This window comes from Enterobacter sp. Lyrl_3 (assembly GCF_051948675.1).
GTDB classification, from domain to species: Bacteria; Pseudomonadota; Gammaproteobacteria; order Enterobacterales; family Enterobacteriaceae; genus Enterobacter; species Enterobacter cloacae.
The window spans coordinates 708,986-731,006 of record NZ_JAYJLI010000001.1 but is presented as its reverse complement, the minus strand read 5'-3'; the positions used below and the strand labels follow the sequence as shown (position 1 = coordinate 731,006).

The 22,021-nt window shown below is 55.5% G+C and carries 18 protein-coding genes; 13 read left to right on the top strand and 5 right to left on the bottom strand.

What is annotated here, in order from left to right; all coding sequences use genetic code 11:
- Window positions 1–307: 307 nt before the first annotated feature.
- The 3 genes from fruB to fruA are packed head-to-tail and all read left to right on the top strand — an operon-like array spanning window position 308 to window position 4,078.
- Window positions 308–1,438, top strand: coding sequence for a fused PTS fructose transporter subunit IIA/HPr protein (gene fruB, locus VF709_RS03675; RefSeq protein WP_020690121.1), 1,131 nt, complete (start codon window positions 308–310; stop codon window positions 1,436–1,438).
- Window positions 1,438–2,376 carry a 1-phosphofructokinase gene (gene fruK / locus VF709_RS03670; RefSeq protein WP_014170919.1) on the top strand — a complete coding sequence of 313 codons (939 nt, stop codon included), beginning with the start codon at window positions 1,438–1,440 and terminating at the stop codon, window positions 2,374–2,376. Before fruB ends, fruK begins: the two co-directional genes overlap by 1 nt.
- A gap of 16 nt (window positions 2,377–2,392) precedes the next feature.
- The gene (gene fruA, locus VF709_RS03665; RefSeq protein ID WP_023619758.1) at window positions 2,393–4,078 is read left to right on the top strand and encodes a PTS fructose transporter subunit IIBC; all 1,686 of its coding nucleotides are present in this window, start codon (window positions 2,393–2,395) and stop codon (window positions 4,076–4,078) included.
- A gap of 74 nt (window positions 4,079–4,152) precedes the next feature.
- Here fruA and nfo read toward each other — a convergent pair whose 3' ends face one another.
- The gene (gene nfo / locus VF709_RS03660; protein WP_013097964.1) at window positions 4,153–5,010 is read right to left on the bottom strand and encodes a deoxyribonuclease IV; all 858 of its coding nucleotides are present in this window, start codon (window positions 5,008–5,010) and stop codon (window positions 4,153–4,155) included.
- Window positions 5,011–5,074: 64 nt separating this feature from the next.
- Complete coding sequence (locus VF709_RS03655) at window positions 5,075–6,121, bottom strand: YeiH family protein (RefSeq protein WP_029883080.1); 1,047 nt, start codon at window positions 6,119–6,121, stop codon at window positions 5,075–5,077.
- 97 nt (window positions 6,122–6,218) lie between these two features.
- Here VF709_RS03655 and yieE point away from each other — a divergent pair, with 97 nt between their 5' ends.
- From yieE to cirA, 3 genes are all read left to right on the top strand, one after another.
- Window positions 6,219–7,085, top strand: a complete 867-nt coding sequence (gene yieE, locus VF709_RS03650) for a DNA-binding transcriptional regulator YeiE (protein WP_029883079.1) — start codon at window positions 6,219–6,221, stop codon at window positions 7,083–7,085.
- 158 nt (window positions 7,086–7,243) lie between these two features.
- Entirely contained in the window at window positions 7,244–8,713 is a 1,470-nt protein-coding gene (locus tag VF709_RS03645; protein ID WP_013097961.1) for an amino acid permease, read from the top strand.
- 226 nt (window positions 8,714–8,939) lie between these two features.
- Window positions 8,940–10,910, top strand: coding sequence for a catecholate siderophore receptor CirA (gene cirA / locus VF709_RS03640; protein ID WP_045292103.1), 1,971 nt, complete (start codon window positions 8,940–8,942; stop codon window positions 10,908–10,910).
- Window positions 10,911–10,963: 53 nt separating this feature from the next.
- Here cirA and fghA read toward each other — a convergent pair whose 3' ends face one another.
- Window positions 10,964–11,800 carry an S-formylglutathione hydrolase gene (gene fghA, locus VF709_RS03635; protein ID WP_094916095.1) on the bottom strand — a complete coding sequence of 279 codons (837 nt, stop codon included), beginning with the start codon at window positions 11,798–11,800 and terminating at the stop codon, window positions 10,964–10,966.
- Between the two features lie 138 nt (window positions 11,801–11,938).
- On the opposite strand from fghA, the gene VF709_RS03630 reads away from it, so the two are divergent.
- The 7 genes from VF709_RS03630 (at window position 11,939) to mglC (ending at window position 20,133) form a co-directional block, all read left to right on the top strand.
- On the top strand, window positions 11,939–13,087 hold the full coding sequence (locus tag VF709_RS03630) for a YbfB/YjiJ family MFS transporter (RefSeq protein ID WP_149896209.1): 1,149 nt from the start codon (window positions 11,939–11,941) through the stop codon (window positions 13,085–13,087).
- A 102-nt stretch (window positions 13,088–13,189) separates the two neighbouring features.
- Window positions 13,190–13,858: a GTP cyclohydrolase I FolE gene (folE, locus tag VF709_RS03625; RefSeq protein WP_013097957.1), complete on the top strand. Its 669-nt coding sequence runs from the start codon at window positions 13,190–13,192 to the stop codon at window positions 13,856–13,858.
- 18 nt (window positions 13,859–13,876) lie between these two features.
- Entirely contained in the window at window positions 13,877–15,034 is a 1,158-nt protein-coding gene (gene yeiB / locus VF709_RS03620) for a DUF418 domain-containing protein YeiB (RefSeq protein WP_020690129.1), read from the top strand.
- A 155-nt stretch (window positions 15,035–15,189) separates the two neighbouring features.
- Window positions 15,190–16,212 (top strand): HTH-type transcriptional regulator GalS, encoded by a 1,023-nt coding sequence (gene galS / locus VF709_RS03615; RefSeq protein WP_038420198.1) that lies wholly within the window; start codon window positions 15,190–15,192, stop codon window positions 16,210–16,212.
- Window positions 16,213–16,507: 295 nt separating this feature from the next.
- Window positions 16,508–17,506, top strand: a complete 999-nt coding sequence (mglB, locus tag VF709_RS03610) for a galactose/glucose ABC transporter substrate-binding protein MglB (protein ID WP_014832691.1) — start codon at window positions 16,508–16,510, stop codon at window positions 17,504–17,506.
- Window positions 17,507–17,586: 80 nt separating this feature from the next.
- Window positions 17,587–19,107: a galactose/methyl galactoside ABC transporter ATP-binding protein MglA gene (gene mglA / locus VF709_RS03605; protein ID WP_029883073.1), complete on the top strand. Its 1,521-nt coding sequence runs from the start codon at window positions 17,587–17,589 to the stop codon at window positions 19,105–19,107.
- Window positions 19,108–19,122: 15 nt separating this feature from the next.
- Window positions 19,123–20,133, top strand: coding sequence for a galactose/methyl galactoside ABC transporter permease MglC (gene mglC, locus VF709_RS03600; RefSeq protein WP_013097952.1), 1,011 nt, complete (start codon window positions 19,123–19,125; stop codon window positions 20,131–20,133).
- 36 nt (window positions 20,134–20,169) lie between these two features.
- Here mglC and sanA read toward each other — a convergent pair whose 3' ends face one another.
- Both sanA and cdd read right to left on the bottom strand, forming a co-directional pair.
- Window positions 20,170–20,883, bottom strand: coding sequence for an outer membrane permeability protein SanA (gene sanA / locus VF709_RS03595; RefSeq protein WP_023619764.1), 714 nt, complete (start codon window positions 20,881–20,883; stop codon window positions 20,170–20,172).
- A 127-nt stretch (window positions 20,884–21,010) separates the two neighbouring features.
- Window positions 21,011–21,895, bottom strand: a complete 885-nt coding sequence (gene cdd / locus VF709_RS03590; protein ID WP_038420196.1) for a cytidine deaminase — start codon at window positions 21,893–21,895, stop codon at window positions 21,011–21,013.
- Window positions 21,896–22,021 lie beyond the last annotated feature (126 nt).

The window sequence follows — 22,021 nt, the reverse complement described above, 5'->3', positions numbered from 1 at the left end:
AGAAAATAAACAGAGGGTGAGGTCAATTTCGCCACGAATAATCAAAATGGCATTTCATATTCGCGTGCAGCTGACCTTAGCTGAAACTGATTTGCTGACCGTCAGCAAAATTCAGCTGAACGAGGAAGAAATGTGCTGCATCTCTAAATTCTGCAATCAGAAATGTAACTTTCCTTGCAACGTCTTGCAGAAAGCGCAAGACTTTTTGAAACGTTTCAGCGCTATCTTGTTTTAACAAACGGAGCAGGCTAGCGCATTTTTTCTCAGTGAAGCTGAAACGATTCACTTTCAGCAGGAGAGGAGAACCATGTTCCAGTTATCTGTACAGGATATCCACCCGGGCGCTCAGGCCGGGAACAAAGAAGAGGCCATTCGTCAGGTTGCCGCTGCCCTTGTGCAGGCCGGCAATGTGGCTGAAGGCTACGTCAACGGCATGCTGGCGCGTGAGCAGCAGACCTCGACCTTCCTCGGCAATGGCATCGCCATTCCGCACGGCACCACAGACACCCGCGATCAGGTGCTGAAAACCGGCGTTAAGGTTTATCAGTTCCCGCAGGGCGTTGTGTGGGGCGAGGGGCAGGTGGCTTACGTGGCCATCGGTATCGCGGCCAGCAGCGACGAGCACTTAGGTTTGCTGCGTCAGCTGACGCATGTGCTGAGCGATGACGCCGTGGCCGAGCAGTTGAAATCTGCCACCACCGCTGAAGAGCTGCGTGCTCTGCTGATGGGCGAAAAACAGAGCGAAGCGCTGAAACTGGATAACGACACGCTGACGCTGGACGTTGCCGCGACCGATCTGGTGACGCTGCAGGCCCTGAATGCCGGACGCCTGAAAGAAGCCGGGGCAGCAGACGCTACCTTTGTTACCCGCGTCATTAACGATAAGCCTCTCAATCTGGGCCAGGGTATCTGGCTGAACGACAGTGCTGAAGGCAACCTGCGGAGCGCTATCGCGGTGAGCCGTGCCGCAAACGCCTTTGACGTAGACGGTGAAAGCGCTGCACTGCTGGTGACCGTCGCCATGACCGATGACCAGCCGGTTGCCGTGCTGAAACGTCTGGGCGATCTGCTGCTGAACAACAAAGCTGAAAAACTGCTGAACGCGGATGCCGCCACCGTGCTGGCTCTGCTGACCAGTGATGATGCGCTGACGGATGACGTGCTGAGCGCAGAGTTCGTTGTACGTAACGAGCACGGCCTGCATGCCCGTCCGGGCACCATGCTGGTGAATACCATTAAACAATTTGAAAGTGAGATCACCGTGGCTAACCTGGATGGCACGGGCAAAGCGGCCAATGGTCGTAGTCTGATGAAAGTTGTCGCGCTGGGCGTGAAGAAGGGTCACCGTCTGCGTTTCACCGCGCAGGGTGCGGATGCTGAACAGGCGCTGAAAGCGATTGGCGATGCCATCGCGGCGGGTCTGGGGGAGGGCGCATAATGAGCAGACGTGTTGCGACTATTACGCTGAACCCGGCTTATGACCTGGTGGGGTTTTGCCCGGAGATTGAGCGCGGCGAAGTAAACCTCGTGCGTACCACTGGCCTGCATGCTGCGGGCAAAGGGATTAACGTCGCGAAAGTGCTCAAGGATCTCGGTATCGATGTCACCGTGGGGGGATTCCTCGGTAAAGATAACCAGGATGGTTTCCAGCAGCTGTTCAGCGAGCTGGGCATTGCTAACCGTTTCCAGGTCGTTCAGGGCCGTACCCGTATCAACGTCAAACTGACGGAGAAAGACGGGGAAGTGACCGATCTGAATTTCTCTGGCTTTGAAGTGACGCCGTCTGACTGGGAGCGTTTTGTTAACGATTCTCTGACCTGGCTGGGCCAGTTCGACATGGTGTGCGTCAGCGGCAGTCTGCCATCTGGCGTAAGCCCGGAAGCCTTCACCGACTGGATGACGCGCCTGCGCAGCCAGTGCCCGTGCATCATCTTTGACAGCAGCCGTGATGCGCTGGTCGCCGGCCTGAAAGCGTCCCCGTGGCTGGTGAAGCCTAATCGCCGTGAACTTGAGATCTGGGCTGGCCGGAAGCTGCCAGAATTAAAAGATGTGATTGACGCTGCCCATGCGCTGCGCGAGCAGGGTATCGCTCACGTGGTGATTTCGCTTGGTGCAGAAGGGGCGTTGTGGGTTAACGCGTCTGGCGAATGGATCGCCAAACCGCCGTCGGTTGACGTTGTCAGCACCGTTGGCGCCGGGGATTCGATGGTTGGCGGTCTGATCTATGGCCTGCTGATGCGCGAATCCAGTGAACATACTTTACGTCTTGCCACCGCCGTTGCAGCCCTGGCCGTGAGTCAGAGCAATGTCGGCATTACCGATCGTACCCAGTTAGCCGCGATGATGGCGCGCGTTGACTTAAAACCTTTTAACTAACAGCAGGAGAGGAATAATGAAAACGCTGCTGATTATTGACTCCGGTCTCGGACAGGCTCGCGCCTATATGGCGAAGACCCTGCTGGGAGCGGCGGCGAACAAAGCACATCTGGAAATGACCGATAACCCGGGCGACGCTGAACTGGCGATTGTGCTGGGTGATAAGGTCCCGGCTGACAGCGCACTGAACGGCAAAAAAGTGTGGCTGGGCGATATTAATCGCGCGGTGGCACATCCGGAACTGTTCCTGAGCGAAGCGAAAGGCCACGCGTCAGTCTACAGCGCACCGGCTGCGGCAGCACCGGTTGCTGCCACGGGCCCGAAACGCATTGTGGCGGTGACAGCTTGTCCGACGGGCGTCGCGCATACCTTTATGGCGGCTGAAGCGATTGAAACCGAAGCGAAAAAACGCGGCTGGTGGGTAAAAGTTGAAACCCGTGGCTCGGTGGGTGCGGGCAATGCCATCACCCCGGAAGAAGTGGCGGAAGCCGATCTGGTGATCGTTGCGGCGGATATCGAAGTGGATCTGGCGAAATTCGCGGGTAAACCGATGTACCGCACCTCTACCGGCCTGGCGCTGAAAAAGACCGCGCAGGAGTTTGATAAAGCGCTGGTGGAAGCCCAGCCTTATCAGGCAACCGGTGCGGCTAAACCGGCTACCGAAGGGAAAAAAGAATCTGCGGGCGCCTATCGTCACCTGCTGACCGGTGTGTCTTATATGCTGCCGATGGTGGTGGCCGGCGGTCTGTGTATCGCACTGTCATTCGCGTTTGGTATCACCGCATTTAAAGAAGAAGGGACGCTGGCTGCGGCGTTAATGCAGATTGGTGGCGGCTCCGCGTTCGCGCTGATGGTGCCGGTGCTGGCAGGCTTTATCGCCTTCTCCATCGCTGACCGTCCGGGTCTGACGCCGGGTCTTATCGGCGGTATGCTGGCCGTGAGCACCGGTTCCGGCTTTATTGGCGGTATCATCGCCGGTTTCCTGGCGGGTTACGTCGCGAAGCTTATCAGCTCGAAGCTGAAGCTGCCGCAAAGTATGGAAGCCCTGAAACCGATTCTGATCATCCCGCTGATTTCCAGCCTGGTGGTCGGTCTGGCGATGATTTACCTGATTGGTAAGCCGGTGGCGGGTATCCTGGCGGGTCTGACCCACTGGCTGCAAACCATGGGCACGGCAAACGCGGTGCTGTTGGGGGCTATCCTCGGTGGCATGATGTGTACCGACATGGGTGGTCCGGTAAACAAAGCGGCCTATGCATTCGGTGTTGGCCTGCTGAGTACCCAGACCTACGCGCCAATGGCAGCCATTATGGCAGCCGGTATGGTGCCACCGCTGGCGCTCGGCCTGGCAACGATTATTGCGCGTCGTAAATTCGACAAAGCGCAGCAGGAAGGCGGCAAAGCGGCGCTGGTACTGGGCCTGTGCTTTATCACCGAAGGGGCGATTCCGTTCGCTGCCCGTGACCCAATGCGTGTTCTGCCTTGCTGTATCGTTGGCGGCGCGGTGACCGGGGCTATCTCAATGGCGATTGGCGCGAAGCTGATGGCACCGCACGGTGGTCTGTTCGTTCTGCTGATCCCTGGCGCTATCACCCCGGTACTGGGTTACCTGCTGGCGATTGTTGCTGGTACGCTGGTGGCGGGGCTCTCTTACGCGGTGCTGAAACGCCCTGAAGCGGAAGCGGTGGCAAAAGCAGCCTAAAAGAGGTGTCGGGTGGCGGCTTCGCCTTACCCGACCTAAAAAAAAGCCGGACGCTTAACGCGATCCGGCTTTTTTTATGCCGCCTGTTCAGCGGTCTGCTGTGCCTTCAGCCAGGCGATCTCTTCCGCCCAGATATCCGGATTGATGGTTTCCAGCACCATGGGGATACCATCGAAACGGGCGTCCTGCATGATAAAGCGGAACGCATCATGGCCAATATTACCTTCACCCAGGCTGTGGTGACGGTCTACGCGGCTGCCAAAGGCGCTTTTGGCATCGTTTAAGTGCATTCCACGCAGATACTTAAAGCCTACCACGCGTTCGAACTCATCGAAGGTGTTTTTCGTGGCCTCGGTTGTACGCAGGTCGTAACCGGCTGCAAACGCGTGACAGGTATCGATACATACGCCCACGCGGGATTTATCTTCCACGCCGTCGATGATGGCAGCCAGATGTTCAAACTTAAAGCCGAGGTTGCTGCCCTGACCGGCGGTATTCTCGATCACCGCGGTAACCCCCTGGGTTTTATCCAGCGTGATGTTAATGGACTCCGCAATGCGTGCCAGGCAGGCCTCTTCGTCTATCTGCATCAGATGGCTACCCGGATGGAAATTCAGCAGCGTCAGCCCAAGCTGCTCGCAGCGCTGGACTTCATCCAGAAACGCTTCGCGGGACTTCTCCAGCGCTTCCTGAACCGGATGACCGAGGTTGATTAGATAGCTGTCGTGGGGAAGGATTTGACCCGGCCCGTAGTGGTACTTCTCACAGGCGGCTTTGAAATCATCTATGACATCAGCGGTAAGCGGCGCGGCGCGCCACTGGCGCTGGTTTTTGGTGAACAGGGCGAAAGCGGTCGCCTCAATTTCGGCGGCGCGAATGGCGGCATTCGCAAGGCCACCGGCAGCGCTGACGTGCGCTCCAACGTATTTCATAAAGGGACTCCTGTTAACCCGAAATGCGTATCATAACGGGTTAACAGGGGAAGGATGTAGTGGTTTATGCCATCAGGCTGTGAACCACGAGGTTAATCGCACCGCCACCCACAATCAGCCAGATGAAGAGCACCAGCGCCATCAGCAGCGGTTTCGCACCGGCTTTTTTCAGCGCGCTGACGTGCGTGGTCACCCCCAGCGCCGCCATCGCCATCGCCAGCAGCACGGTATCCAGCGTCACCAGCATATCGACCACCGCTTTTGGCAGCAGGTGGAAGGAGTTGAAAATCGCCACCACGATAAACAGGATCGCAAACCACGGTATGGTGATTTTACTCTTCTGATTACCACACGCGGGCGCAAGCTGTTTCACGCGGGCGGCCAGGATAATCAGGAAGGGTGCCAGCATCATGACGCGCAGCATTTTAGCAATCACCGCGGCGTTTTCTGCTTCCGGGTTAATGGCATGACCCGCCGCCACGACCTGCGCCACTTCATGCATGGTTGAGCCAATGTAGATGCCATAGGTTTCCGGGCTAAACCAGTGGGCAACCAGCGGATACATGGCCGGGTAGAGGAAAATAGCCAGCGTACCGAAGATCACCACGGTCGCGACCGCCACCGTAACTTTGCTGGATTCCGCCTTGACCACAGGTTCGGTTGCCAGTACCGCCGCCGCACCGCAAATACTGCTCCCGGCACCGATCAGCCAGCTGGTCTGTTTATCCAGGCCAAATATTTTCTGTCCGATAAAGCAGGCCAGTAAAAAGGTGCTGGTCAGGGTCAGAACGTCAATGGCGATACCGCTAATGCCAACATCCGCAATCTGTGAAAAGGTGAGGCGAAAGCCGTAAAGAATGATCCCGAGGCGCAGCAGATGCTGCTTGGCAAAAATAACGCCGCCATCACAGGACTTCCAGATGTGCGGGTAAACGGTGTTACCCACGACCATGCCGAGCAGGATCGCCAGCGTTAAGGCGCTAAAACCGGCACCGGCGACGGCGGGAATGCTGCCGCCCCATAATGCCACACCGGTGACGACCGCGCTGAGCGCAAGACCCGGCACGAAGTGCCACAATGTACGATGATGCTGTAAGGTGATTTCTGACATAACCTTCTCCTTTGTCTGGCTAAAGGTTACGGCGCGCTGGTTTAAAAATAAAATTGATTATATACTTATAATCAATCTATATAAGTGGTAAGCAACCATGCACATTACTTTGCGTCAGCTGGAAGTTTTTGCCGAAGTGCTGAAAAGCGGGTCGACGACCCAGGCCTCGCAGATGCTTTCGCTTTCCCAGTCTGCGGTCAGCGCCGCGTTAACCGATCTTGAGGGCCAGTTGGGCGTGCAGCTCTTCGACAGGGTAGGGAAGCGGCTGGTGGTTAACGAACATGGCCGCCTGCTTTATCCCCGCGCGCTGGCACTGCTGGAACAGGCAACGGAAATTGAACAACTCTTCCGGGAAGAGAACGGTGCCATCCGCGTGTATGCCAGCAGCACCATCGGAAACTATATCTTGCCGGAAGTGATCGCCCGCTATCGCCGGGATTTCCCGACCCTGCCGCTGGAGATGAGCGTGGGGAACAGTCAGGATGTGATTAACGCGGTAATCGATTTTCGCGTGGATATCGGTCTTATCGAAGGGCCATGCCATAACGTCGATATCATTGCGGAACCCTGGCTGGAAGATGAGCTGGTGGTCTTCGCTTCACCCGCCTCGTCGTTATTGCAGGGTGAAGTAACGCTGGAACGTCTGGCGCAGGCGCAGTGGATCCTGCGTGAGCAGGGCTCCGGCACGCGGGAAATTGTTGATTATCTGCTGCTCTCCCATTTGCCACATTTCCAGCTGGGGATGGAGCTGGGCAACTCAGAGGCGATCAAGCATGCGGTGCGACATGGCCTTGGGATCAGCTGCCTTTCACGACGGGTCATTATTGAACAGCTTGAGGCCGGAACGCTGGTTGAAGTTCCGCTTCCGCTGCCCAAACTGGTGCGCACGTTGTGGTGTATTCACCATCGTCAGAAACATCTTTCCAGCTCGCTGCAGCGTTTTCTGCGCTATTGCGCCATGTAAAAGCGCCCCTCACCCCAATGGGGAGAGGGAAAAATTATGCTTTACTTATAATCCTGGCCGAGTCATGAAGCTCTCTTATAACTCAGTATTTCTGCCGGAAGGAACGCGGATCGTCTGCTACAATCGCGCCTCATTTATTAGATGGACAGCATTTTCACATGGTTTCAGAAACTAAAACCACAGAAGCGCCCGCGCTACGCCGCGAACTCAAGGCGCGTCACCTGACGATGATCGCCATCGGCGGCTCAATCGGTACAGGTCTTTTCGTTGCCTCCGGGGCAACCATTTCGGCAGCCGGCCCGGGTGGGGCACTTTTCTCTTATATCCTGATTGGCCTGATGGTCTACTTCCTGATGACCAGCCTGGGCGAACTGGCCGCGTACATGCCGGTATCCGGTTCGTTTTCGACCTACGGTCAGAAATACGTTGAAGAAGGCTTTGGTTTCGCGCTGGGCTGGAACTACTGGTACAACTGGGCGGTCACCATCGCCGTTGACCTTGTCGCCGCACAGCTGGTTATGACCTGGTGGTTCCCGGACACGCCAGGCTGGATCTGGAGTGCGCTGTTCCTTGCGGTCATCTTCCTGCTGAACTACATCTCCGTTCGCGGCTTTGGCGAAGCGGAATACTGGTTCTCTTTGATCAAAGTGGCAACCGTCATCATCTTTATCGTCGTCGGTGTGGCGATGATCGTTGGTATTTTCAAAGGGGCGGAACCGGCCGGGTGGAGCAACTGGACGATTGGCGATGCGCCGTTTGCCGGTGGTTTCTCGGCGATGATTGGCGTGGCGATGATTGTTGGCTTCTCCTTCCAGGGCACCGAGCTGATTGGTATTGCTGCCGGTGAGTCTGAAAACCCGGAGAAGAACATTCCGCGCGCGGTGCGTCAGGTATTCTGGCGTATTCTGCTGTTCTATGTGTTCGCGATCCTGATTATCAGCCTGATTATCCCGTACACTGACCCAAGCCTGCTGCGCAACGATGTCAAAGACATCAGCGTCAGCCCGTTCACGCTGGTCTTCCAGCATGCCGGTCTGCTCTCTGCGGCGGCGGTAATGAACGCCGTTATCCTGACCGCGGTGCTCTCTGCGGGTAACTCCGGTATGTACGCCTCAACCCGTATGCTCTATACCCTGGCCTGTGACGGTAAAGCGCCGCGTATTTTCGCAAAACTGTCTCGTGGTGGTGTGCCGCGTAACGCGCTGTATGCCACAACGGTCATTGCTGGTCTGTGCTTCCTGACCTCCATGTTCGGTAACCAGACGGTCTACCTGTGGCTGCTCAACACCTCTGGTATGACGGGCTTTATTGCCTGGCTGGGGATTGCCATCAGCCACTACCGCTTCCGTCGCGGCTATGTTATGCAGGGACACGATCTGAACAACCTGCCGTACCGTTCCGGGTTCTTCCCGCTGGGGCCGATTTTCGCCTTCATTCTGTGTCTGATTATCACCCTGGGCCAGAACTATGAAGCGTTCCTGGCGGACACCATTGACTGGGGCGCCGTAACGGCCACCTACATTGGTATTCCGCTGTTCCTGGTGATCTGGTTTGGCTACAAGCTGATGAAAGGAACGCACTTCGTTCGCTACAGTGAAATGGAATTCCCTGAACGATTTAACAAATAAACCGCACTTCCTCTCTTTTAGCCCGCTCATTTGAGCGGGCTTTTTTATCTCCACATTATGCAGAACGGATATAATTTTTAACAATTTAATTGATAATAATAATCGTTTGCTTTATCGTTACGTCAAAATAAGCAGACCACCGACCCGCCGGAGATGCGGGCGGAGCAAAAGGCATTGTGGGCAATAATCTTTTGATTTAGTTGTATTTACCTCATGGAGATATGGAATGTTTAGGTTGAATCCCTTCGTCAGGGGAGGACTTTGTGCGTCCGCCATGTCCCTGGCACTGCCTGTCATCGCTGCGGAATCCAGCGACACACTGGTTGTCACGGCGTCAGCGACTGAGCAAAACCTGAAGGACGCACCGGCGAGCATCAGCGTCATCACCCAGGAAGACCTGCAGCGTAAACCCGTTCAGAACCTGAAAGATGTGTTGCAGGACGTACCGGGCGTGCAGCTCACTAATGAAGGGGACAACCGTAAAGGGGTAAGTATTCGCGGTCTGGACAGCAGCTATACGCTGATCCTGATCGACGGTAAGCGTGTTAACTCCCGCAACGCCGTCTTCCGCCATAACGATTTCGATCTGAACTGGGTTCCGGTCGATGCGATCGAGCGGATCGAAGTGGTGCGCGGGCCAATGTCCTCGCTCTACGGCTCAGATGCGCTGGGCGGCGTGGTGAACATCATCACCAAGAAAATCGGTCAGAAGTGGACGGGCACCCTGAGCGCCGACTCCACCATTCAGGAACACCGCGATCGCGGGGACACCAACAACGGCCAGTTCTACACCAGCGGCCCGCTGGTGGACGGCGTGCTGGGGCTGAAGGCCTACGGCAGCGTGTCTAAGCGTGAAAAAGACAAGCAGCAAGAATCGTCTACCACAACGAGCGGTGAAACGCCGCGTATTGAGGGCTTCACCAGCCGCGATGCCAACGTGGAATTCGCCTGGACGCCGACGGAAGATCATGACTTTACCGCAGGCTATGGTTTCGACCGCCAGGATCGTGATTCCGATTCCCTCGATAAAAATCGCCTTGAGCGCCAGAACTACTCCCTGAGCCACAACGGCCGATGGGGGACAGGCAACAGCGAACTGAAAGTTTACGGCGAGAAGGTGGACAACAAAAACCCGGGTAACAGCCATACCATCACTTCCGAGAGCAACGCCGTTGATGGTAAATACGTGCTGCCGCTGGGTGAAATCAATCAGCTGCTGACCTTCGGCGGCGAATGGCGTCACGACAAGCTGAAAGATCCGGTAAACCTGACCGGCGGCTCCGGCAGCGCGACCTCTACCAGCCAGTATGCTCTCTTCCTTGAAGATGAATGGCGGATATTTGAACCGCTGGCGCTGACTACCGGCATCCGTATGGACGACCACGACACCTACGGCGATCACTGGAGTCCTCGAGCGTATCTGGTCTATAACGCGACCGATACCGTCACGGTGAAAGGGGGCTGGGCAACCGCGTTTAAAGCGCCATCCCTGCTGCAACTGAGTCCGGACTGGATCACCGGATCGTGTCGCGGTGCCTGCGAGATTGTCGGTAACCCGAACCTGAAACCAGAAACCAGCGAAAGCTTTGAACTCGGGCTGTACTACAGCGGGGAAGAGGGATGGTTAGAGGGCGTGCAGGCCAGCATTACCACCTTCCAGAACAATGTTGATGACCGTATCAGCATCAGCCGTACGGCGAACGTTGACCAGGCTAAGAGCTACCCGAACTACGTGGGGCTGAATGCTGACGGTGAACCGATCTTCCGCTATTACAACGTCAACAAGGCGCGTATTCGTGGCGTGGAAACCGAGCTGAAGATCCCGGTGGCTGAGGACTGGAAGCTGACGCTGAACTATACCTACAACGACGGGCGTGATATCAGCAACGGCGGCAACAAACCGCTGTCCGAACTGCCGTTCCATACCGCCAACGGTACCGTGGACTGGAAGGCGACGCAGGACTGGTCGTTCTACGTCCAGGGCCACTACACCGGCGAGAAACGTGCGTTAACCAGCGCAGACGCAACGCCAGGCGGCTATGTCATCTGGAATACCGGCGCGGCATGGCAGGCAACGAAAAGCGTGAAGCTGCGCGCGGGCGTGCAGAACCTGCTGGATAAAGATCTGAGCCGCGACGATTACAGCTACACGGAAGATGGCCGCCGCTACTTTGTGGGTGTGGATTATAAGTTCTGATGTGGTTTTCATGCCCGGTGGCGCTGCGCCTTACCGGGCAAAAAAAACCGCACTTACCCGAACAAATGCTCCGCATGGAAGCGGAGGTGATCCTCAATAAAGGATGCAATGAAATAGTAGCTGTGGTCATATCCGGGCTGAATACGCAGCGTCAGCGGCCAGTCTTTCTGACGTGCGGCTTCAGCCAGCACGGCGGGCTGTAGCTGTCCGGCCAGGAACTGATCCGCATCACCTTGATCGACAAGCGTCGGGATCGCATTTCCAGGCTGGCTCGCCAGCATCAGGGCACAGCTGTCCCACTCCTGCCAGCGTTGTGCATCATCGCCCAGATAGTTCGTGAAGGCTTTCTGCCCCCACGGTACCTGGGTGGGGTTCACTATTGGCGCAAACGCGGAAACGCTGGTGTATCTGCCAGGATTCTTTAGCGCCATGATCAACGCGCCGTGCCCGCCCATGGAATGCCCGCTGATGGCACACCGGTTGCTTACTGCAAACTCACGCTGGATCAGGGTTGGCAGCTCGTCGGCAATATAGTCGTACATGCGGTAATGGCTCGCCCACGGCTGCTCTGTGGCGTTCAGATAGAACCCGGCCCCTTTGCCCAGATCATATCCGGCATCGTCCGCCACCTCATCGCCACGCGGGCTGGTGTCTGGCATCACCAGGGCGATACCCAGCTCGGCCGCCACACGCTGTGCACCCGCTTTGGTGGTGAAATTCTCATCGTTACAGGTTAATCCTGAGAGCCAGAACAGAACCGGGGGCTTAACACCCTCTTCAGTGGGCGGCAGGAAAATACTGAACGTCATGGCACAGTTCAGGACAGTGGAGTCGTGGCGCCAGCGCTGCTGTCGACCTTCAAAACAACGATGCTCTTCGAGCAGTTCCATGCAGGGCTCCTTAATGCGAATTGCTATTCATTCAGCCCATAATACAGAGTTTTCATTTACCTGTGAGCAACTTTCACTTTCGCAAGACAGCGAGATCCTGCATCATAAATTTACTTTTTATTAACAACTGGAGCGGTCATGGCGCTGCGAATTGCGCTCAGTGGATTTGTGGTTCTGGTGGTAGCGATGGGAATTGGGCGCTTCGCGTTTACCCCTCAGGTGCCGCTGATGATTGCCGCCGGGCAACTCACGCTCACCAGCGCAGGTCTGGTGGCGGCGATGAACTATCTGGGCTATCTGGTGGGCGCATGGGATGCGATGCGCGCCCATCGCTTCGTTGAAACCCGCCTTTGGCTGGGTATTACTGGCGCTGTGGCGCTGACGCTGCTTTCCGCCGCAGCGGATAACGCGCTGGTACATGGTCTGCTGCGCTTTGTGATTGGCTGCATGAGCGGCTGGTCGATGGTGCTGATTGCCGCCTGGACCAACGAGCGGCTGGGGCAACTGGGTAAACCGGGTTTGAGCGCGGCCGTGTTTGCCGGGCCGGGCGCAGGTATCGCCCTAAGCGGACTGCTTGCGGTCTGTATTCACGCAAAAGCGTTGTCGGCCGGGGCCGCATGGCAGATTTACGGCGTGCTGGCGCTGGTGCTTATCGCACTGGTTGCCCGCTATTTACCGCGTGCCGGGCAACTGCACCGGCCGGGCAGCGCGCCTGAACCCCTTATTCTGACGAAAGATCTGAAGTGCCTGGTCTGGAGCTACAGCCTGGCCGGATTTGGCTACATCCTGCCTGCAACATTTTTATCGCAAATGGCGGCCGTGCGTTTTCCCGGCAGCCTGTTTGCACAGTTTGTCTGGCCGATATTTGGCGCTGCCGCTGTTGTGGGCATCGTGCTCAGTATCGTTTTGCGTCACACCTCTACCTCGAACCGCAGGCTGGCTATCGTGCTGTGGTTACAGGGGGCGGGTGTGCTGGCGGCATGGCTACTGCCTGGAATTGGCGGCTTGCTGACGGGCGGCCTGCTGGTCGGCGGCGGATTCCTGTGTGCCGTTCAGCTCTCTTTACTCTACGGGCGCGAGCTGGCACCCGAACATACCCGCTATATGGCGGGGCTGCTGACTACCGGTTATGCCATTGGACAGCTGGTGGGGCCGATGACCTCGGCGTTATCCACCTGGCTTACCCACAAGCTTGAGCCTGCGCTGGGGCTGGCGGGCATTGCGCTGTTCATTGCGGGCGCGCTGGTGTGGAACCGTCAGGCCGAAAGGCAGCAGCAATTGCAATAATTATCGTCGTGAATACTGGATTATGTGCGCGGCCTCACGCACAATGAGCGCACACTTTTGCCACAACGAGGGCAAAAGACGCCACACCTGCAGGAGAAAAGAATGTCATCACTCAGTAAAGAAGCGGCCCTTGTCCACGAAGCCCTGGTTGCGCGCGGTCTTGAAACGCCACTGCGTCCACCCGTTCAGGAAGTGGATAATGAAACCCGTAAACGTCTGATTGCCGGGCACATGACCGAGATCATGCAACTGCTAAATCTCGATCTGAGCGACGACAGTCTGATGGAAACGCCGCATCGCATCGCAAAAATGTATGTCGACGAAATTTTCTCCGGCCTGGACTACGCCAACTTCCCGAAAATCACCGTCATTGAAAACAAAATGAAGGTGGATGAGATGGTGACGGTGCGCGATATCACGCTGACCAGCACCTGCGAGCACCACTTCGTGACCATCGACGGTAAAGCGACCGTGGCTTACATTCCAAAAGATACGGTGATTGGTCTGTCCAAAATCAACCGTATCGTGCAGTTCTTTGCCCAACGCCCACAGGTGCAGGAGCGTCTGACGCAGCAGATCCTGACCGCGCTGCAAACGCTGCTGGGCACCAATAACGTCGCGGTCTCCATTGACGCGGTTCACTACTGCGTGAAGGCGCGCGGTGTACGTGATGCCACCAGTGCGACCACCACCACGTCGCTGGGCGGTCTGTTTAAATCCAGCCAGAACACCCGCCAGGAGTTCCTGCGCGCCGTGCGTCACCACAACTAATCTGACAGGGCAGGGACCATGGAGCGAAACGTCACGCTCGATTTTGTTCGCGGCGTCGCCATTCTCGGTATCCTGCTGCTTAATATCAGCGCCTTCGGTCTGCCGAAGGCCGCTTATCTCAACCCCGCCTGGTATGGCGAGATTACCCGTCGCGATGCCTGGACGTGGGCAATCCTCGATCTCTTTGCTCAGGTGAAATTCCTCACCCTCTTTGCGCTGCTGTTTGGCGCCGGTCTGCAACTGCTGCTCAAACGCGGCACCCGCTGGATCCAGTCACGTCTGACCCTGCTGGTGCTCCTTGGCTTTATTCACGGCCTGTTCTTCTGGGACGGTGATATTCTTCTCGCCTATGGATTAGTCGGGCTAATTTGCTGGCGACTCATCCGTGATGCGCATAGCGTCAAAAGCCTGTTTAACACCGGCGTGATGCTCTATGTCATGGGGCTTGGGGTGCTGCTGTTGCTGGGTATGATCGCCGGCGACGCAACAAGCCGCTCATGGATACCGGACGCCGCCAACCTGCAGTATGAGCAGTTCTGGAAGCTAAAAGGCGGCGCGGAAGCGATAAGCAATCGCGCGGATATGCTGGGCGATAACCTGCTGGCACTGGGGGCGCAATACGGCTGGCAGCTGGCGGGGATGATGCTGATGGGCGCATCCCTGATGCGCACCGGCTGGCTGAAAGGGGAATTTAGCCTGCGCCACTATCGTCGCACAGGCGTCTTGCTGGTGCTGCTGGGCGTGGCGATCAATCTCCCAGCGGTGATTGCGCAGTGGCATCTACACTGGGATTACCGCTGGTGCGCTTTCCTGCTGCAGGTTCCGCGCGAGCTCGGTGCCCCGTTCCAGACCATCGGCTACGCCGCGCTCATCTATGGCTACTGGCCGCAGCTCTCCCGCCTCTGGATTGTCAGTGCCGTTGCCTGCGTTGGCCGCATGGCGTTAAGTAATTACATTTTGCAGACCCTCATCTGTACCACGCTGTTCTATCGATTTGGCCTGTTTATGAAATTCGACCGCCTTACGCTGGTGGCGTTTGTTCTTCCGGTCTGGACGATAAACCTGGCGTTTTCGGTTATCTGGCTGCGGTATTTCCGCCAGGGGCCGCTGGAGTGGGCGTGGCGTCAGTTAACCGCAAAAGCGTCAGGTGTTTCATTGAATAATACATCCAGATAACGATCTGGATCACAATCATTAACAAAATGGATGTAACCGTTTTCATCTGTGTGAGCTTCTTCACGTAGTCCCCTTTCTCTCGCTGCCAAAATAGCCACCTTGCTAAACACAGGGGGTGTCTGTGAGTTGCTGCAATCCTTTTAAGGATGGTGAATATGATCACCATTCGTGACGTCGCCCGTCAGGCGGGCGTTTCTGTGGCCACCGTCTCTCGCGTGCTGAACAACAGCGCGCTGGTCAGCCCTGAAACCCGTGAAACCGTAATGAAAGCCGTGACCCAACTGGGTTACCGCCCCAATGCTAACGCGCAGGCGCTGGCTACGCAGGTCAGTGACACCATTGGCGTGGTGGTGATGGACGTGTCGGATGCGTTTTTTGGCGCGCTGGTGAAAGCGGTGGACGTTGTTGCCCAGCAGCACCAAAAGTATGTGCTGATCGGCAACAGCTATCATGAAGCAGAAAAAGAGCGCTATGCCATCGAAGTGCTGATCCGCCAGCGTTGTAACGCGCTGATTGTGCATTCAAAAGCCCTGAGTGATGAGGAGCTTGCCGGATTTATGGAGCAAATCCCCGGCATGGTGCTCATCAACCGGATTGTGCCCGGCTATGCCCACCGTTGCGTGGGGCTGGATAACGTGAGTGGCGCCATGATGGCCACGCGCATGCTGATTAATAACGGGCACCAGCGAATCGGTTATCTGGCCTCCAGCCACGCGATTGAGGACGACGAACTGCGTCGCGAAGGCTGGCAAAATGCTCTGAAAGAGCACGGCATTGCGCCTGCTGAAAGCTGGGTAGGCACCGGTACCCCGGACATGCAGGGAGGGGAGGCGGCGATGGTCGAGCTGCTGGGCCGTAACCTGCAGCTCTCCGCGGTGTTTGCCTACAACGACAGCATGGCTGCCGGAGCACTGACGGCGTTAAAAGATAACGGCATTGCGGTGCCACAGCATTTGTCGTTGATCGGTTTTGACGATATTCCCATTGCCCGTTACACCGACCCGCAGCTGACAACGGTACGCTATCCCATTGTCTCGATGGCCAAACTGGCGACTGAGCTGGCGTTACAGGGCGCGGCAGGGCTGCTTGATACGGTAGCAACACACTGTTTCATGCCGACATTAGTGCGCCGCCATTCGGTCTCTGCCCGGCAAATTGTGGTTCCGATCACTAACTGATAAAGCCAGCTGATGTAACCGTTTTCAATCTGTGAGTAAATTCACAGTATCTTAACAAGGCGCTGACTATGATGTCAGCGTTTTAGGGGCTGAAACGCTATGTAACAGTGATTATTCACTTTCACTATAGCCAACGTGCCGCAAACAACGAATAAAACGCATTTCTGGAGCGTTACCGAACACGGAAGATAGAAATTTTATAAGTGAACTTCGGCTGTCAGTAACGTTTTATTAACACCTGCCCGCCGATCGTTATTCACAAGAACTACCCTGCATAAAAAAAACCGGAGATACCATGAATAAGAAGGTGTTGACTCTGTCTGCTGTAATGGCAAGCATGCTTTTTGGTGCAGCAGCGCACGCTGCGGATACCCGTATTGGTGTGACTATCTATAAATACGACGACAACTTCATGTCTGTTGTGCGTAAAGCGATCGAGAAAGATGCTAAAGCAGCGCCAGATGTTCAGCTGCTGATGAATGACTCCCAGAACGACCAGTCCAAACAGAACGATCAGATTGACGTCCTGCTGGCAAAAGGCGTGAAGGCACTGGCAATCAACCTGGTTGACCCGGCTGCTGCAGGCACAGTTATCGAGAAAGCGCGCGGCCAGAACGTGCCAATCGTCTTCTTCAACAAAGAACCTTCCCGTAAAGCGCTGGACAGCTATGACAAAGCGTATTACGTCGGTACTGACTCCAAAGAGTCCGGTATTATCCAGGGCGATCTGATCGCGAAACACTGGGCGGCCAACCCGAACTGGGATCTGAACAAAGACGGCCAGATCCAGTTTGTGCTGCTGAAAGGCGAGCCAGGCCACCCGGATGCTGAAGCGCGTACCACTTACGTTGTCAAAGAGCTGAACGACAAAGGTCTGAAAACCCAGCAGCTGGCTTTAGATACCGCGATGTGGGATACCGCTCAGGCGAAAGATAAAATGGACGCGTGGCTGTCTGGTCCTAACGCGAACAAAATTGAAGTGGTTATCGCTAACAACGACGCGATGGCAATGGGGGCGGTAGAAGCCCTGAAAGCACACAACAAATCCTCTATCCCTGTGTTCGGCGTGGATGCGCTGCCAGAAGCGCTGGCACTGGTGAAATCAGGTGCGATGGCCGGTACCGTGCTGAACGATGCCAACAACCAGGCGAAAGCCACCTTCGATCTGGCGAAAAACCTGGCCGACGGTAAAGGTGCGGCTGATGGCACCAACTGGAAAATCGACAATAAAATCGTTCGCGTACCTTACGTGGGCGTAGACCAGTCCAACCTGGCTGAGTTTATCGGTAAATAAGATAGTTAGTTATGTCTCCACAGGGCGCAACATGTTGCGCCCTTTTATAACGCGATATGCGAGGCCAACAAGGTATAATTATGGTCAGCACAACTACTCCGTCGTCCGGTGAATTCTTGTTGGAAATGAACGGCATCAACAAGTCGTTTCCCGGTGTTAAGGCACTCGATAATGTTAATTTAAAAGTTCGGCCTCATTCAATTCATGCCTTAATGGGTGAAAACGGTGCCGGTAAATCAACATTATTAAAATGTCTTTTTGGGATCTATCAAAAAGATTCTGGCAGCATTCTTTTTCAGGGGAAAGAGATCGATTTCCATTCAGCGAAAGAAGCGCTGGAAAACGGTATCTCTATGGTTCACCAGGAATTGAACCTGGTACTTCAACGCTCGGTAATGGATAATATGTGGTTGGGGCGTTATCCAACCAAAGGTGTTTTTGTCGATCAGGACAAAATGTACCGTGACACCAAAGCCATTTTCGATGAGCTGGATATTGATATCGATCCGCGCGCCCGCGTGGGAACATTATCCGTCTCGCAAATGCAGATGATCGAAATTGCCAAAGCGTTCTCCTATGATGCCAAAATTGTCATCATGGATGAACCGACATCGTCATTAACGGAAAAAGAGGTTAACCACCTTTTTACCATTATTCGTAAGCTAAAAGATCGCGGCTGCGGCATTGTTTATATCTCCCATAAAATGGAAGAGATCTTTCAGCTGTGTGATGAGATAACCATCCTGCGCGACGGCCAGTGGATTGCCACTCAGCCTCTCGAAGGGCTGGACATGGACAAGATCATCGCCATGATGGTGGGCCGTTCCCTGAACCAGCGTTTCCCGGACAAAGAGAACAAGCCGGGTGAGGTGATCCTTGAGGTGCGTAATCTGACCTCGCTGCGTCAGCCCTCTATTCGCGACGTCTCCTTCGACCTGCACAAGGGCGAAATTCTGGGCATTGCAGGCCTGGTCGGGGCAAAACGTACCGATATCGTCGAAACCCTGTTTGGTATTCGCGAGAAAGCCGAAGGCACCATCACGCTGCACGGTAAGAAAATTAACAACCACAACGCCAACGAAGCCATTAATAATGGTTTTGCACTGGTGACGGAAGAGCGGCGTTCGACCGGTATTTATGCCTATCTGGATATTAACTTTAACTCGTTAATTTCTAATATCCGCAACTATAAAAACAAAGTGGGTCTGCTGGATAACTCCCGCATGAAGAGTGATACCCAGTGGGTTATTGACTCTATGCGCGTAAAAACGCCGGGGCATCGTACGCAAATTGGTTCGTTGTCGGGCGGCAACCAGCAAAAAGTCATTATCGGTCGTTGGTTATTAACGCAGCCAGAAATTCTGATGCTGGATGAACCAACCCGCGGTATTGACGTCGGCGCGAAGTTTGAAATTTATCAGCTGATCGCTGAACTGGCGAAAAAGGATAAAGGGATCATTATTATCTCTTCCGAAATGCCGGAATTGTTAGGGATCACAGACCGTATTCTGGTTATGAGCAATGGTCTCGTTGCCGGTATTGTTGACACGAAAACGACAACGCAAAACGAAATCTTGCGTTTAGCGTCTTTGCACCTTTAAGATCAGGGGCTCCTCATGAGTGCGTTAAATAAAAAAAGTTTTCTCACTTATCTGAAAGAAGGCGGTATTTACGTTGTTCTTTTAGTATTGCTGGCCATTATCATTTTCCAGGACCCTACGTTCTTAAGTCTGCTGAACCTGAGTAACATTCTGACTCAGTCTTCCGTGCGTATTATCATCGCGCTGGGCGTGGCGGGGCTCATCGTCACCCAGGGGACTGACCTTTCCGCAGGGCGCCAGGTCGGCCTGGCGGCGGTGATCGCGGCAACCCTGTTGCAGTCGATGGAAAACGCCAACAAGGTGTTCCCGGAAATGGCGACCATGCCCATTTTCGTGGTGATCCTGATTGTCTGCGCCATCGGTGCGGTGATTGGTCTGATCAACGGTATCATCATCGCTTACCTGAACGTGACGCCATTTATCACCACCCTGGGTACGATGATCATCGTTTACGGTATCAACTCCCTGTACTACGACTTCGTCGGTGCGTCCCCCATCTCGGGCTTCGACAGCGGCTTCTCGACCTTCACGCAAGGGTTTATTGCGCTGGGCAGCTTCCGCCTGTCGTATATCACCTTCTACGCGTTGATTGCGGTGGCGTTCGTCTGGATCCTGTGGAACAAAACCCGCTTTGGTAAGAACATCTTCGCTATCGGGGGTAACCCGGAAGCAGCGAAAGTATCTGGCGTTAACGTGGCCCTGAACCTGCTGATGATTTATGCCCTGTCCGGTGTGTTCTATGCCTTCGGCGGGATGCTGGAAGCGGGCCGTATCGGCTCAGCCACCAACAACCTCGGCTTTATGTATGAACTGGATGCGATTGCTGCCTGCGTGGTGGGCGGGGTCTCCTTCAGCGGCGGTGTGGGTACTGTGCTTGGCGTGGTCACCGGTGTGATCATCTTTACGGTCATCAACTATGGTCTGACCTACATCGGCGTGAACCCGTACTGGCAGTACATCATCAAGGGCGCCATTATCATCTTCGCGGTTGCGCTGGATTCACTGAAATACGCGCGTAAGAAATAACCTTCCTGAAAACGTTAAACCCGCCGTATGGCGGGTTTATTTTTTCTTCTGCATGTCCAGCAGCTGCTCCGGCGTCACCGCCGGATAACCCTGCGCATCTTCCGGCACTTCATGCATGGCCGGAATTGGCACCAGGGGGCCTAAAAAGCGCGGTTCACGTTTGAAGATATAGAGATCGGCCAGCGCGCCAAAGCGAGCGCCAAACTCACGCACGCGCACGCTCAGCATATCTTTTGGCGAGGGCACCGCATAACACTGCGCCTGAATGCCCATGTGCAGCGCGATAAACAGCGCACGTTCGCAGTGGAAGCGCTGGGTGATGATGATGAAGTCGTTGGTGTCGAACACTTTGCGCGTGCGCACGATGGAGTCGAGCGTGCGGAACCCGGCGTAGTCGAGCACGATATCTGCCGGATCAACGCCTGCGGCAATCAGGTCTTTGCGCATGGTGACCGGTTCGTTGTAGCTTTGCAGCGCGTTATCGCCGCTTAACAGCAGGTAATTGACCTTGCCGCTGTTGTAGGCGTTGAGCGCGCCCTGAATGCGGTAGCGGTAATACTGATTGATGACACCGGTGCGGTAATACTTTGCGGTGCCGAGCACCACACCCACCTGGCGATAGGGCAGATCCTGCAGGTCATCAAAAATGTAGGGGGCCGTTTTCCAGCTCATCCAGCGGTCGAGACCCAGCACGATCAACAGCAGTATGCCGACCAGGACAGACAGGCTGTAAAAAACGCGCTTTAACATGCAGATGGCTCGTACCGAAGGTGAATTTAACTCAGGCTACTGTACCCGCCTGGTTAGCGCAAGAAACAGCGCATCAACTGAAGGCTTTTTCAGCAAAACGGGCGGGCATGTCTGCCCGCCAGAAGGATCACGCCAGCAATACACGCTCGATTGACGTGCAGCCCAGCGCTTTCAGGGTGGCGGCGGTGGCATCCCATTGAATCAGCGGTGCATCGGCAATTTCTGCCAGAATGGCGCGCTGAATATCCGGGTAGTCATAGCCGTTCAGGCTCAGCAGGTTCAGTGCGCCCTGCAGCGGTGGCAGCGTTGGGTTAAACGCGGCGTTTTCGGCATAGCTGCCGCTAAAGATACGCCCATCGCGGCATTGCAGTGCCACGCCGCTCGGGGATTTGCTGTACGGCGTATGGCTCTTGTTGGCAGCGCGAATGGCCGCCTGGGTCAGGTCATCACCGGACAGCGTGTAACCGTGGTCCTGCTCGTCCATCAGCAGAGTTTTGATTTCAAGATCTTTCGGACCGAAGGCGTCAGGCAGGTAGTCGCCCAGCGTGTGCGGCGCGCGACCCGGCAGATTGATGCGCAGCTGCAGCCCGCTGTTCAGTTCATTCATAAACTGACGGCAGTGCCCGCACGGGGTGTAGTTTACGGTAATGGCGCTCAGGGCCTTTTCGCCGCGCAGCCAGGCGTGACTGATGGCGCTCTGTTCCGCATGAACGGTCTGCTGCATGGTTGCGCCCAGGAACTCCATGTTTCCGCCGAAGTACCAGGTTCCGCTGACGCCGCGCGCAATGGCGCCAACGTTAAAGTGGGAAAGATCGGCACGTGCACAGGCGGCAGCCAGCGGCAGCAATGCGAAAGCCAGCGCGTCTTCGTCAAGATCCGTGGCCTGTTTCAGCGTGGTGATCTGCTCAGTGGTGAGCAGGGCGGGGAAATGCTCATCCGCCAGAATCGGGGCCAGAGCTGATTGCAAATTCTCTGCAAGCCGGGCGAAAGCCGCTTGAAAACGTGGATGCATGGCGTTTGCCTCATAAAGGTTAATGGATCGGTAGTGTACGGAGCCGTCGGGGCTTTATATGTGATCCATATCTCATTATGTATGCAACTTATGAAAACAAAATGAAATTTGCGCGACGCATCGCAA

Coding starts and splice junctions, on each gene's coding strand:
- fruB (WP_020690121.1), top strand. CDS start 308: ATGTTCCAGTTATCTGTACAGGATATCCACCCGGGCGCTCAGGCCGGG.
- fruK (WP_014170919.1), top strand. CDS start 1,438: ATGAGCAGACGTGTTGCGACTATTACGCTGAACCCGGCTTATGACCTG.
- fruA (WP_023619758.1), top strand. CDS start 2,393: ATGAAAACGCTGCTGATTATTGACTCCGGTCTCGGACAGGCTCGCGCC.
- nfo (WP_013097964.1), bottom strand. CDS start 5,010: ATGAAATACGTTGGAGCGCACGTCAGCGCTGCCGGTGGCCTTGCGAAT.
- VF709_RS03655 (WP_029883080.1), bottom strand. CDS start 6,121: ATGTCAGAAATCACCTTACAGCATCATCGTACATTGTGGCACTTCGTG.
- yieE (WP_029883079.1), top strand. CDS start 6,219: ATGCACATTACTTTGCGTCAGCTGGAAGTTTTTGCCGAAGTGCTGAAA.
- VF709_RS03645 (WP_013097961.1), top strand. CDS start 7,244: ATGGTTTCAGAAACTAAAACCACAGAAGCGCCCGCGCTACGCCGCGAA.
- cirA (WP_045292103.1), top strand. CDS start 8,940: ATGTTTAGGTTGAATCCCTTCGTCAGGGGAGGACTTTGTGCGTCCGCC.
- fghA (WP_094916095.1), bottom strand. CDS start 11,800: ATGGAACTGCTCGAAGAGCATCGTTGTTTTGAAGGTCGACAGCAGCGC.
- VF709_RS03630 (WP_149896209.1), top strand. CDS start 11,939: ATGGCGCTGCGAATTGCGCTCAGTGGATTTGTGGTTCTGGTGGTAGCG.
- folE (WP_013097957.1), top strand. CDS start 13,190: ATGTCATCACTCAGTAAAGAAGCGGCCCTTGTCCACGAAGCCCTGGTT.
- yeiB (WP_020690129.1), top strand. CDS start 13,877: ATGGAGCGAAACGTCACGCTCGATTTTGTTCGCGGCGTCGCCATTCTC.
- galS (WP_038420198.1), top strand. CDS start 15,190: ATGATCACCATTCGTGACGTCGCCCGTCAGGCGGGCGTTTCTGTGGCC.
- mglB (WP_014832691.1), top strand. CDS start 16,508: ATGAATAAGAAGGTGTTGACTCTGTCTGCTGTAATGGCAAGCATGCTT.
- mglA (WP_029883073.1), top strand. CDS start 17,587: ATGGTCAGCACAACTACTCCGTCGTCCGGTGAATTCTTGTTGGAAATG.
- mglC (WP_013097952.1), top strand. CDS start 19,123: ATGAGTGCGTTAAATAAAAAAAGTTTTCTCACTTATCTGAAAGAAGGC.
- sanA (WP_023619764.1), bottom strand. CDS start 20,883: ATGTTAAAGCGCGTTTTTTACAGCCTGTCTGTCCTGGTCGGCATACTG.
- cdd (WP_038420196.1), bottom strand. CDS start 21,895: ATGCATCCACGTTTTCAAGCGGCTTTCGCCCGGCTTGCAGAGAATTTG.